The sequence below is a fragment of the Streptomyces sp. NPDC049627 genome, assembly GCF_044465645.1.
Classification (GTDB): domain Bacteria; phylum Actinomycetota; class Actinomycetes; order Streptomycetales; family Streptomycetaceae; genus Streptomyces.
In genome coordinates this window covers 1-12,652 of record NZ_JBITLW010000028.1, presented here as the reverse complement: position 1 = coordinate 12,652, position 12,652 = coordinate 1, and the positions used below count along the sequence as shown (strand labels likewise).

Sequence of the window (12,652 nt, the reverse complement as noted above, 5' to 3'; positions counted from 1 at the left end):
GGGGGGGGGGGCGCGCGCCGGGGGGGGGGGGGGGGGCCGCGCCCCCCCCCCCCCCCCCCCCGGGGGGGGGGGGGGGCGCCCCCCCCCCAGGACGGGAATGGGTAGCGGCGGCGGGGGCGAACCACCCCACCCCACCCCACCCCACCCCACCCCACCCCACCCCACCCCCAGCCCAACCCCGGCACCCCGCCCCCACCGGCGGTACGCTGACCAGGCACATCCGCACACACGCACGTACCACCCCCACCCACCCCAGAAGGGACCCACCATGCCGCTGGAAGCCGGCCTCCTGGAGATCCTCGCCTGCCCGGCCTGCCACGCCCCGCTCAAGGAGCAGGACGCCGAGCTGATCTGCACCGGCCAGGACTGCGGCCTGGCGTACCCCGTCCGCGACGGCATCCCCGTCCTGCTGGTCGACGAGGCCCGCCGCCCGGCGTAAGCCCCGCCCGCCCGGCGTAATACGCCGCCGCGCTCACCACAACAAAGACGACCGGTCACGGCCCCACGCCCCGCAAGAAGGCCCGGCGACCGAGCACGTACGCCGCACGCCCTCAAAACGACCCGCGACCGAGCCGAACCCCCCGCCGCACACACCCGCGCAGGACACCCGCCCCGCCCCAGACGACCCGGCGATCGGAGGCTGCCGCCCATGCTCGACGAATCGCTGCTGGACACGCCGGAGGCGCTCGCCGAAGCCGACCAGCGTGCCCTCCTCCGCGGCGCGGCCGAAGCCGGCGCCCGCGTCCGCACCGCCGCCCGGCACGCCGCCGAGGCCGGCGTCCACGACCTCAAACCCGACGGCCGCCCCCGCGCCGTGCTCATCGCGGGCCCCGGCGCCGCCGCCATCTGCGTCGCCGACCTCCTCGGCACCCTCGCCGGCCCCGGCAGCCCCGTCACCCGACTGGCCCCCAGCGGCGTCGCCCCCGCCGCGGGCGCCCTGCGCTGGGAACTGCCCGGCTGGGCCGGCTCCGTGGACCTGCTCCTGATCACCACCCCCGACGGCACCGAGCCGTCCCTCTCCCTCCTCGCCGAGCAGGCCTACCGCCGCGGCGTCTCGGTCGTCGCCGTCGCCCCGGCCGACTCCCCGATCAAGGACGTGGTGCATGGCGCCCACGGCCTGTTCCTGCCCATGGCGACCGCCCCGTACGAGCAGGAGGAACCCCTCGCCGCCTCCGCCCCCGGCGTCCTGTGGGCACTGCTCACCCCCCTCCTCGCGCTCCTGGACCGCATCGGCGTGCTCACCGCCCCGCCCGACGCCCTCGAGAAGATCGCCGACCGCCTCGACCACATCGCCGAGCGCTGCGGCCCCGCCATCGCGACCTACAGCAACCCCGCCAAGACCCTGGCCGCCGAACTCGCCGACGCGCTCCCGGTGATCTGGACCGAGGGCGTCTCCGCAGGCCCGGCCGGCCGCCGTTTCGCCGCCGCGCTCGCCGAACTCTCCGGCCACCCCGCCCTGGTCGCGGAACTGCCCGAGGCACTCGCCTCGCACAGCGCCCTGCTCGCCGGCCCGTTGGCCGCCGGCGCCAACCCCGACGACTTCTTCCGCGACCGCGTCGAGGAGCCACCCGCCCTGCACGCGCGCGTGGTGCTGCTGCGCGACCGCCCGATCAGCAGCCTCACCGCCGCTCCCGCCGCCCGCGACCTGGCCCTCAGCCATGACACGCCGATCAGCGAACTGGAGCCGGAGCCGGGCGGTGAACTGGAGACCCTCGCGGAACTGATCGCCATCACGGATTTCGCCGCCGTTTACCTGGCGCTCGCCTCGACAGCTTGATCTGTCCCAGGACGCCCTGACATCCGTACGCGACAGGAACCTGGAGCCCTACACAAGACGAACGCGCGCCGTACTCGACGAGAACGGCGCCCTGTTCTAACAGAAGCCGCGTCGAGAACCATGCCCAGAGCCCGCGTTCTCACCAGCCCGCGTCCAGAACCCGCGTCGCCCGCACAGAGAGCAGACAGAGAGCCTCATGGACCGCCTCGACAACACCATCCGCCCCTACGCCTGGGGTTCCACCACCGCGATCCCGAAGCTCCTGGGCGTCGAGCCGACCGGCGAGCCGCAGGCGGAGATGTGGATGGGCGCGCACCCGGGCGCACCCTCGCGCACCGGCCGCGGCACGCTCGTCGAGGTCATCGAGGCGGACCCGGAGCGGGAACTGGGCGCCGCGGCCGCGGCGAAGTTCGGCCCCCGCCTGCCCTTCCTCCTGAAGATCCTCGCCGCCGGAGCCCCGCTCTCCCTCCAGGTGCACCCCAACCTGGAGCAGGCGAAGGAGGGTTACGAGGACGAGGAGCGCCGCGGCATCCCCATGGACGCCGGGCACCGCAACTACAAGGACGCCAACCACAAGCCCGAACTGATCTGCGCGCTCACCGAGTTCGACGGCCTGTGCGGCTTCCGCGACCCCGTCCAGGCCGCCGACCTGCTGGACGGCCTCGGCATCGACTCCCTCAAGCCGTACGTCGATCTGCTGCACGCGCACCCCGAGGAGGCGGCGCTGCGTGAGGTCCTCACCGCCATCCTCACGGCCGACCCGGACGAGATGGCCCGCACCGTCACCGAGGCCGCGGCCTCCTGCTCCCGCCTCGGCGGTGACTACGCCCCCTACGCCGTCCTCGGCCACCACTTCCCGGGCGACCCCGGCGTCATCGCCGCCATGCTCCTCAACTACGTCCGTCTGCAGCCCGGCGAGGCCCTGTTCCTCGGCGCCGGCATCCCGCACGCCTACCTCGCCGGCCTCGGCGTCGAGATCATGGCCAACTCCGACAACGTCCTGCGCTGCGGCCTGACCCCCAAGCACGTCGACGTCCCCGAACTCCTGCGCGTCGTCCGCTTCGAGCCGAGCGACCCGGGCGTGCTGCGCCCGGAGGCCTCCCCGGACGGCGAGGAGGTCTACGAGACCCCGATCGACGAGTTCCGGCTGTCCCGGTACGTCCTCCCGGAGGGCACCCCCGCGCACGACCTCACGCGCGCGACCCCGCAGATCCTGCTCTGCACGGCGGGTTCCGTCCGCGCCGGCGAGCACGAACTGACGCCGGGCCGGTCCGTCTTCGTACCGGCGGGCGAAAAGGCCGAAGTATCCGGTGCCGGTACGGTCTTCCGGGCCACGGTCGTCGCCTGACCGAGGGCATCCGAAGACCCGGCGCGCCGTTGTCGGACCGGGCTGCAACAATGGCCCACTGGCAAAGGACGGGCAAAGCCGACCGGGGGGCCACGCGCTCCTGCCGGCGAGGCCTGGACGGCGTACGTACGAAGGCTATGAAGGCGAAGGGACAACGCGACACATGAGCGCGTCAGGCGGTACCAGGGCGATCGTGGCGGCACTCGCCGCCAACCTCGCGATCGCGGCATCGAAGTTCGTGGCGTTCGCGTTCAGCGGCTCCTCGTCGATGCTCGCCGAGGGCGTGCACTCGCTCGCCGACTCGGGCAACCAGGCCCTGCTGCTGGTCGGCGGCAAGAAGGCCCAGCGCGAGGCGACCCCGCAGCACCCCTTCGGCTACGGCCGCGAGCGCTACATCTACGCCTTCCTCGTCTCGATCATCCTGTTCTCCGTCGGTGGCATGTTCGCCCTCTACGAGGGCTACGAGAAGATCAAGCACCCGCACGAGATCGAGCACTGGTACTGGCCGGTCGGCGTCCTCGTCTTCGCGATCATCGCCGAGGGCTTCTCCTTCCGCACGGCCATCAAGGAGTCCAACGACCTGCGCGGCAAGAAGTCCTGGAAGGACTTCGTCCGCCACGCCAAGGCCCCCGAGCTGCCCGTCGTCCTCCTGGAGGACTTCGGCGCGCTGGTCGGTCTGGTCCTGGCCCTGGGCGGCGTCGGCCTGGCCCTGCTCACCGGCGACGGCGTCTGGGACGGCATCGGCACCGTCTGCATCGGCATCCTGCTCGTCCTGATCGCGGTCGTCCTCGCCATCGAGACCAAGTCGCTGCTGCTCGGCGAGGCCGCGGGCGTGGAGGAGGTCAACAAGATCGAGGCCGCCATCGTCGACGGCGACACGGTCACCCGCATCATCCACATGCGCACGCTCCACCTCGGCCCCGAGGAGCTCCTGATCGCCGCCAAGATCGCCGTCCAGCACGACGACACGGCCGCCGAGGTCGCCTCCGCCATCGACGCCGCCGAGGCCCGCATCCGCGAGGCCGTCCCGATCGCCCGCGTGATCTACCTGGAGCCCGACATCTACAGCGAGACCGAGGCAGCCAAGGGCGCCGACCGCGAGGCGACGCCCGGCGGACCGGCACCGAGCGGTGCCGAGCACTGACGTCCCGTACCGGACTTCCTGTACCGGACCTCCCGTACAGCGAGGGGCCCGCCGAACTGCTCGGCGGGCCCCTCGGTCTTCTGGGGCTGTCTCCTGCAGATCTGCGTCAGATCTGCATCGCCCACGGCGGGGGAGGCGGCATCGCTGCTGCCCGCGCCTTCCGCCGTACGACCACGGCGGCGATCCCCAGACCGACCGCGACCAGCACCAGCAGCACCCCGAGCATCATCGCCGTCCCCAGGACGACCGGCACGGTGTAGTCCTCGATCACGCGCCCCCGAATCGCGGACTCCGGAAGCGTCCCACCCTGGTCGTCGAGGAAGGCGCGCGAGTCACGGGCGTTCGCGCGGTGGTCGCCCATCATGAACAGCCGCCCCTCGGGGACGCGCACGTCGTAGGACGACATGGTGAACCCACGGCTGGCCTCCGGGTTCTTCAGGTACGGCTCCTGCAGCGGCTTTCCGTTCACGGAGACGCGGGTGTCCGCGCCCTCTCCCGTGCAGCACGTCACACGGTCGCCGCCCACACCGATGACCCGCTCGATCACCAGGTCCTCGAAGCCGTACCGGTCCGGCGCCGAAAACACGACGACGTCCCCGCGCCGCACCTGGCTTCCGTCGATCCGCTCAAACACGACGCGGTCGCCCGGCCCGTACGTCGGCGTCATGCTCTCGCTCGACACAACCGAGCCACCGAAGGCATGCCGCGCGTAGGCGAGACCGCCCACCCCCGACAACAGCCCCACCAGTCCCACCACGATGGCTGCGATCCCCAGCCCCCGCCCCTTGCCGGACATTGCGGTTCCTCTCCCTGCGGCCCATCCGCGGGCGCAGAGCCTAGCGGCTCACTGCGACGGGACTCTGCGGGCCCGCGCCCGACCTGCGGACGCGGGCCCGGCCACCCGCTACCCCACCTCGCGCAGCACCCCGAGGACGGCCGGTTCGTCCGGCGCCGCCAGCAGCCGCTCCCGGAACCCCGCGTCCATCAACTTCCGCGACAGCAGCGCAAGAATCCGCAGATGCTCGTCACCCGCGGCCGCCTCCGGTACGGCGATCATGAACACCAGCCTCGCCTTCGTACCGTCCAGCGAGCCCCACTCGACGCCCTCCGCGGACCGCGCGAAACCGACGACCGGCCCGGTGACCGCATCCGTCTTGGCATGCGGAATCGCGATCTCCTCACCGAGCCCCGTCGTCCCCTGCGCCTCCCGCCGCAGCGCGGTCGCGACCAGCTCGTCCACGTCCGCGACCCTGCCGGTGCGCGCCAGCAACTCGGCCATCTCCCGGATCGCCGACTCCTTGTCGCCCGCACCGAGTTCGACCTTCACGGTCTGCTCGGTGAGATAGCCGGAGAGGACCTCGGGCGAGGCGTCCTCGGAAGCCGAGGCCTGCGGAGAGGTCGTGGGGTACGCGCTCGTGGCGGCCGCCTCATGTACGGCCTCCCGCGCTACGACCGCTCCAGCGCCCGGCACTGCCACACCCGCCCCCACCAGCGCGGGCTCGGACCCGCCCGCGCCCGGCGCGGCGACCGCCTCCCCGCGCCGCCCGCGCTCACCCAGGTCGACGAGGACGACCGTCGTCAGCGCGGTGACGACCGAGCCGATCACCACGGCCACGAAGAACATCGGTACGCCGCTCACCGCACCCAGCACGGCCACGATCGGCCCGCCGTGCGGCACCGCGTCCTCGACGCCGGCGACCCCGGCGATCGCACCGGCCACCGCACCGCCCAGCATGTTGGCCGGGATGACCTGCGCGGGCCGTGCCGCGGCGAACGGGATAGCGCCCTCGGAGATGCCGAAGCAGCCCATGAACAGCGAGGCGAGTCCGGTCTCCCGCTCCTGCTCGGTGTACAGCCGCTTCCGTATCAGCGTGGCCAGGCCCTGCCCCAGCGGCATGACCGGGATCGCGGCCGCGCACATGCCCATGACCGTCTGGTTGCCGGTGGCGATGAGCCCGGCGCCGAACAGGAACGCCGTCTTGTTGACCGGCCCGCCCATGTCGAACGCGATCATGAGCCCGAGAATCGCCCCGAGCAGGATCGCGCTGGTGCCGGTCATCCCGCTGAGCCAGTCGGTCAGGTGCTCGAACACCCAGGAGATCGGCTTGCCGAGGACGTAGATGAAGAACATCCCGAGCACCGTCGTCGCCACGATCGGGATCACGATGATCGGCATGATCGGCTGCACGAACTTCGGGACCTTGACCTTCTTGATCCACAGCACCAGATACCCGGCGAGGAACCCGGTCACGATCGCCCCGATGAACCCGGCGCCCGCCTTGGAGTCGTACAGCTCACCGGTGTTGGCGATCCAGCCACCGATCATGCCCGGCACGAGCGCGGGGCGGTCACCGATGGCGTACGCGATGTACCCGGACAGGATCGGCACCATCAGCGTGAAGCCGATGACGCCGATGTTGTTCACGTCCATCCAGAAGGAGTCCTTCGGGATGACCAGACCGCCCGACGGGTCGGTGTGCCCGCCGAGCGAGAGCGAGATCGCGATCAGCAGCCCGCCGACCACGACGAACGGGATCATGTAACTGACCCCGTTCATCAGCGCCTTGTACCCGACGCTCCGCTCCTTGCCACCGGTCGCGGAGCGCGTGGGGGCGCCCCCTGCCGTGTGCACGGGAGCCGACAGCACCTGCTCGATCAGCCGCTCCGGGTGGTGGATGCCCTCCGCCACACCGACCGTGAGGACCCGCTTGCCCGCGAAACGGCTCAGGTCCACGTCCTTGTCCGCGGCGACGATGACGCCGTCCGCGGTGTTGACATCGTTGTCATCGAGGACGTTTTCGGCCCCGATGGATCCCTGGGTCTCCACCTTCATGTCGATACCGCGGCTCTCGGCGGCCTGCGCAAGCTTCTCCGCCGCCATGTACGTGTGCGCGATGCCGGTCGGGCACGCGGTCACCGCGAGCAGCTTCAACCGCTTCCGCTCGCCGCCTCCGCTGCCCGTGGGGGGAGGGCCGGCCTGAGTGGTCACATCGATCTCCTAACGCCTTTGTCATGCGGAAGCGTCGTCCCGGACGTCCCGCAAGATCGATCAGTTGTTCAGATCTCCGGGGCATCCTGCACCACCGCGCCACAGACTCAAAGAGGCAAAGCGCCCTCCCTGTCCCGGTTTGCCGTCTCCTGCCCTCCGTTCGTTGGTGTCCTGTTATCGCTCCCGCCCATCGCTTCCACACCCGGCCGTCCCTTCACCTGCGGCCAACCCGCGAACGGCCTCTCACTCTCCCCAACCCGAGCCCAGTGATGGCGCGATCCGTTCGGAGGCGGACTGGGGACGGCCGGGCATCCCGGTGTAGCTTGGGACAGAGCCAGACGTCGCTGCTGATGGCGGTCGGGCGGTCCTGACACGGACCGACCGAGGGAGAGAGGGCCTCCGACGGACTGCGCTGCGCGTACGCGGGCATGCCTGTGTCCTCTTCGGGCACCCCTGTGTCCGCCGCCGCGCAGACCAGCCGTACCCACCCTCGACCCAACCCCGAGGAGCAGCTCGTAATGACGACTGTCGAGAACCGACAGGACTTCAAGGTCGCCGACCTCTCCCTGGCCGAGTTCGGCCGCAAGGAGATCACCCTCGCCGAGCACGAGATGCCCGGCCTGATGGCGATCCGCAAGGAGTACGCCGAGGCGCAGCCGCTGGCCGGCGCCCGCATCACCGGCTCCCTGCACATGACCGTGCAGACCGCCGTCCTCATCGAGACCCTGGCCGCCCTGGGCGCCGAGGTCCGCTGGGCGTCCTGCAACATCTTCTCCACCCAGGACCACGCCGCCGCCGCCATCGCCGTCGGCCCGAACGGCACGCCCGACAACCCCCAGGGCATCCCGGTCTTCGCCTGGAAGGGCGAGACCCTGGAGGAGTACTGGTGGTGCACGGAGCAGGCCCTGACCTGGCCGAACACCCCCACCGGCGGCCCGAACATGATCCTGGACGACGGCGGTGACGCCACCCTCCTCGTCCACAAGGGCGTCGAGTACGAGAAGGACGGCCAGGTCCCGGCCATCGAGACCGCCGAGTCCGACGAGCACCGCGTCATCCTCCAGCTCCTGCACCGCACCCTGGGCGAGAACCCCCAGAAGTGGACCCAGCTGGCGTCCGAGATCCGCGGTGTGACCGAGGAGACCACGACCGGCGTCCACCGCCTGTACGAGATGCAGCGCGACGGCACCCTCCTGTTCCCGGCGATCAACGTCAACGACGCCGTCACCAAGTCGAAGTTCGACAACAAGTACGGCTGCCGCCACTCCCTGATCGACGGCATCAACCGCGCCACCGACGTCCTCATCGGCGGCAAGACCGCGGTCGTCTGCGGTTACGGCGACGTGGGCAAGGGCTGCGCGGAATCCCTGCGTGGACAGGGCGCCCGCGTGATCGTCACCGAGATCGACCCGATCTGCGCCCTCCAGGCGGCGATGGACGGCTACCAGGTCACGACCCTCGACGAGGTCATCGACAAGGCCGACATCTTCATCACCACGACCGGCAACAAGGACATCATCATGGCCTCGGACATGGCCAAGATGAAGCACCAGGCGATCGTCGGCAACATCGGCCACTTCGACAACGAGATCGACATGGCCGGCCTCGCCAAGGTCCCGGGCATCGTCAAGGACGAGGTCAAGCCGCAGGTCCACACCTGGACCTTCCCCGACGGCAAGGTGATCATCGTCCTCTCCGAGGGCCGCCTGCTGAACCTGGGCAACGCCACCGGCCACCCGTCATTCGTGATGTCCAACTCGTTCGCAGACCAGACGCTGGCCCAGATCGAGCTGTTCACCAAGCCCGACGCCTACCCGACCGGTGTGTACACGCTGCCCAAGCACCTGGACGAGAAGGTCGCCCGCCTTCACCTGGACGCGCTCGGCGTGAAGCTGACGAAGCTCCGCCCCGAGCAGGCCGCGTACATCGGCGTCGAGGTCGAGGGCCCGTACAAGCCGGACCACTACCGCTACTGAGCCGATCGGCTGTCGAGTGAGCCGAGCTGTTGCTGAGCGCGACCCGCACAGGCACCTCCTGGTGAGCGCGTCCGTGCACTGACGCGCTCCTCAACAGCAGATCCTCCGAGGCAGGCCCCCGCACCCCCGTGCCGGGGGCCTGCCCCGTCGGCCCGAGTGGCCTCATCGGCCCTCGTGTCCCGATCAGCCCGTCACGACCCAGGACCCCGATGCCCCGCGGCCGTTATTCGCTCCACGATCCGCACGATCACACCCCCCTCGCAGAAGAGCATTTCCACTGCGCCCCCGGCCCCTCCGGCTGGCGCTACGTCTCCCAGCTGACCACCCCCACGGGTGAACACAGCGGCTCCGTCGACCTCGCCCTGGACGAACTCGGCCGCCCCATCCGTCTCGAACTCCACGCCGGCGGCTGGCAGGTACGCGGCGCCGCCCTCGACGGCGTCACGTGGGTCCGTACCGACCCCACCGGGGCTCACGCCACGGAAGGCACTGTGCGCGCCCATGCCTTCACCGGCGCATCCCCCGCATTCCTCATCGCCACCACTCGCCTCCTGCGCCTCACCCCTTCCGCTTCCGCAACTCGCGTACGCCTCGTGGCCTTCACGGACCCGGTCCTCGCCCCGCGCACCGTGGACCAGTCCTGGGCCTTGGTGAACAGAGAAACACACGCCACTGACAACGGCCCCCTGACCGTGGACGAATACCAGGTCACGGCCCTGGACACGGGCGAGCAGCACGCCGTACACATCGCGGGCGACGTGGTCCTCGCAGCCCCCGGCATCGAACTGGAGGACCTGGACACGCCGCCGTCCACGTTCGCTTGAGCACGGCCGGTTGCCGGGGCGACGCGGGGCACGGGAGTGAAAGCGGGGAGGGGCTAGGTGGGGGCCCCGCCCTGGAGACAGGGAAGAGCTACGCCGGCGGTACGAAGCCGGTGGTGGGCCGGTCGGTCGATGACACGTCCTGGGGTACGGGGAAAGGCTCCGCTTCCGCCTCCGCTTCCACGGCGGACTGACCCCCGGCAGACGCCACTCCCACGCCGTACACGCCAGACGGCGGCGGAACAGCGGCGGGGCGCATGACCGGCGGGCCGTATGCGCCCGGTGCGCGCTCTGCACTGCCCGCCCAACCCAGAGGACTCCCGTCGCCACCCGGGCCGGTACCGCCCGCAGCGCCGATGCCGGCAGGTGCCGCGCCCGCACCCGGCCCCTTTCCGAAGGCACGCCGGGCCTCCCGCACCTGTCGTTCCTGCAGAACGGCAGCCAGATACGCCGCCGGTGGCACGCCCTGCGGCGCCGGAGCGCCCGTACGCGCGGCAAGGTCCGTCGCGAGTCGCTCCGCCATGTTCCAGCCGACCTGTGGGTCGAGTTGCTGCATCCGCGTCAGGTACTGGCGAACGGCGAGCCACAGACCATCGGGAACCGCCGACAGGTCGAGCCCCGAGAACCGCCCGGCCAACCACGGCGGAGGCGGCGGAACGAAGCCCGTCCGCGCGACCGGCACCCGTTCCCGTACAACAAGAGTTCCGGCGAACACATCGCCGAGCCGCCGCCCGCGCGCGGACACCAGCGAAGCGATGACGGCGACGACGCCGAGCGTCATCAGAATCTCGATCACACCGATCAGACCGCGCACCAGCGCATGCCGGAACCGGATCGGACCTCCGTCGTCGCGCACCACGCGCAGCCCGCACGCCAGCTTCCCGAGCGAACGCCCGTGGCTGAGCGTCTCTACTGCGATCGGCCCGCCGACCAGCAGCAGAACGAACGTCGCGATCGACAGCGCGGTCTGCGCCGCCTCGTCCAGAGAAGCGGTGGCAGCCACCAGGCCGATGGTCACGACGATGTAGGCGATCACAGCCACAGCAAGATCGAGCAGCACGGCCAGCGCCCTGCTGGGCAGTTTCGCAGGGCGCAACTCCAGCGCCACCGCCTCACCCGTCACGAGCTCACTCACGCCGTCCGTCCTTCCCCTGACCTGCCCCTGGAATGGCCAGTCTGCCAAGCTGAGGGCGCATCGCGCCGCAGTACGACAAGCTGACATCCACGCCGAGTCGCCGACGAACAGCCGGGGAGCAGGAAAGCAGATGGACCTCGACGTCTTCGTCACCGCCCACCGAGCCGAGTGGGACCGCCTCGACGCCCTCCTCGGGCGCCGGCGCCGCCTCACCGGCGCCGAGGCCGACGAACTCGTCGCTCTCTACCAGCGCACCGCCACCCACCTCTCCCTGATCCAGTCCAGCGCCCCCGATCCTCAGCTGACCGGACGGCTCAGCCAACTGGTGGCACGCGCGCGTAGCGCCGTGACAGGCACCAGGCGCGCTTCCTGGCGCGACGTCACGCGTTTCCTGGCCCACGGTTTCCCAGCCGCGGTCTACCGGTCGCGCCACTGGTGGGTACCAACAGCGCTCCTGTCGACCCTCGTCGCGGCTCTCCTGGGCTGGTGGATAGGCACCCACGCCGACGTACAGGCATCGATCGCCGCCCCCAACGAGCTGCGCGAGCTCACCCGTCCCGGGGGCCAGTACGAGACGTACTACTCCAGCCACCCCGCAGCCTCCTTCGCGGCCCAGGTCTGGACGAACAACGCCTGGGCCGCCGCACTCTGCCTCATCCTGGGCGTGTTTCTCGGCCTACCAGTGCTCTGGATCCTCTTCCAGAACATGCTCAACCTCGGTGTCGGCATCGGTCTGATGTCCTCGGCAGGACGCCTGGACACCTTCCTCGGCCTCGTCCTGCCGCACGGTCTCCTCGAACTGACCGCGGTCTTCGTCGCCGCCGGCACAGGCCTGCGCCTCGGCTGGACCCTCATCGACCCGGGCCCCCGCACCCGCCGCTCAGCCCTCGCCGAGGAAGGCCGAGCCGCGATCGGCATGGCGATAGGCCTCGCCCTGGTCCTTTTCGTCTCCGGCGCCATCGAAGGCTTCGTCACCCCGTCCGGCCTGCCCACATGGGCACGCATCAGCATCGGCGTCATAGCTGAGCTGGCCTTCCTCTCGTACGTCTATGTCCTCGGCGGCCGTGCCGCCCGCACTGGAGAGACAGGCGACGTCGAGGCGACGGAGCGCAGCGCTGCCGTTCCCACGGCGGCCTGATGTGCGGATGCACCTGTTGAGCTGCTAGTCTCCTCTTCGCCCCGCAAGAGCCGTTGACACGGAGCGCGCGGGGAGGTAGATTCGAACAGTTGCCTGGAAGTGGATGTAGTCCAGCCGGGCAGAGTGAGTGTCTAGCTGCTTCAGTGGAACATCGATTCCCAAGAAGCCCCTCCCGATGATTCGGAAATGAGTGGCCGGTTAGTCCGGCCCGGAAGTTCTGATAAAGTCGGAACCGCCGGAAAGGGAAACGCGAGAGCGGGAACCTGGAAAGCACCGAGGAAATCGGATCGGAAAAAGATCTGATAGAGTCGGAAACGCAAGACC

10 protein-coding genes are annotated in these 12,652 nt (G+C 70.5%); 7 read left to right on the top strand and 3 right to left on the bottom strand.

Annotated elements, in window-relative coordinates:
- The first annotated feature begins 268 nt into the window (after positions 1-268).
- The 4 genes from ACIBU0_RS44450 to ACIBU0_RS44435 all read left to right on the top strand — a co-directional run bounded on the left by ACIBU0_RS44450 (position 269) and on the right by ACIBU0_RS44435 (position 4,269).
- Complete coding sequence (locus ACIBU0_RS44450) at positions 269-439, top strand: Trm112 family protein (protein WP_020940431.1); 171 nt, start codon at positions 269-271, stop codon at positions 437-439.
- A 210-nt stretch (positions 440-649) separates the two neighbouring features.
- On the top strand, positions 650-1,777 hold the full coding sequence (locus ACIBU0_RS44445) for an SIS domain-containing protein (protein ID WP_398830642.1): 1,128 nt from the start codon (positions 650-652) through the stop codon (positions 1,775-1,777).
- A 196-nt stretch (positions 1,778-1,973) separates the two neighbouring features.
- Positions 1,974-3,125: a mannose-6-phosphate isomerase, class I gene (gene manA, locus ACIBU0_RS44440; RefSeq protein WP_398830640.1), complete on the top strand. Its 1,152-nt coding sequence runs from the start codon at positions 1,974-1,976 to the stop codon at positions 3,123-3,125.
- A 163-nt stretch (positions 3,126-3,288) separates the two neighbouring features.
- Entirely contained in the window at positions 3,289-4,269 is a 981-nt protein-coding gene (locus ACIBU0_RS44435) for a cation diffusion facilitator family transporter (RefSeq protein ID WP_398830637.1), read from the top strand.
- 106 nt (positions 4,270-4,375) lie between these two features.
- Here ACIBU0_RS44435 and lepB read toward each other — a convergent pair whose 3' ends face one another.
- Together lepB and ACIBU0_RS44425 are read right to left on the bottom strand one after the other, a co-directional pair.
- Positions 4,376-5,065 carry a signal peptidase I gene (lepB, locus tag ACIBU0_RS44430; RefSeq protein WP_398830635.1) on the bottom strand — a complete coding sequence of 230 codons (690 nt, stop codon included), beginning with the start codon at positions 5,063-5,065 and terminating at the stop codon, positions 4,376-4,378.
- 108 nt (positions 5,066-5,173) lie between these two features.
- The gene (locus ACIBU0_RS44425) at positions 5,174-7,258 is read right to left on the bottom strand and encodes a fructose-specific PTS transporter subunit EIIC (RefSeq protein WP_398830632.1); all 2,085 of its coding nucleotides are present in this window, start codon (positions 7,256-7,258) and stop codon (positions 5,174-5,176) included.
- A 518-nt stretch (positions 7,259-7,776) separates the two neighbouring features.
- Between ACIBU0_RS44425 and ahcY the strand changes: the two genes are divergently transcribed.
- Together ahcY and ACIBU0_RS44415 are read left to right on the top strand one after the other, a co-directional pair.
- Positions 7,777-9,234, top strand: a complete 1,458-nt coding sequence (ahcY, locus tag ACIBU0_RS44420; protein WP_398830630.1) for an adenosylhomocysteinase — start codon at positions 7,777-7,779, stop codon at positions 9,232-9,234.
- Between the two features lie 209 nt (positions 9,235-9,443).
- Positions 9,444-10,058, top strand: a complete 615-nt coding sequence (locus tag ACIBU0_RS44415) for a hypothetical protein (RefSeq protein WP_398830627.1) — start codon at positions 9,444-9,446, stop codon at positions 10,056-10,058.
- Between the two features lie 88 nt (positions 10,059-10,146).
- Here ACIBU0_RS44415 and ACIBU0_RS44410 read toward each other — a convergent pair whose 3' ends face one another.
- On the bottom strand, positions 10,147-11,190 hold the full coding sequence (locus ACIBU0_RS44410) for an RDD family protein (RefSeq protein WP_398830624.1): 1,044 nt from the start codon (positions 11,188-11,190) through the stop codon (positions 10,147-10,149).
- A gap of 130 nt (positions 11,191-11,320) precedes the next feature.
- On the opposite strand from ACIBU0_RS44410, the gene ACIBU0_RS44405 reads away from it, so the two are divergent.
- Positions 11,321-12,328, top strand: coding sequence for a stage II sporulation protein M (locus ACIBU0_RS44405; protein WP_398830621.1), 1,008 nt, complete (start codon positions 11,321-11,323; stop codon positions 12,326-12,328).
- Positions 12,329-12,652 lie beyond the last annotated feature (324 nt).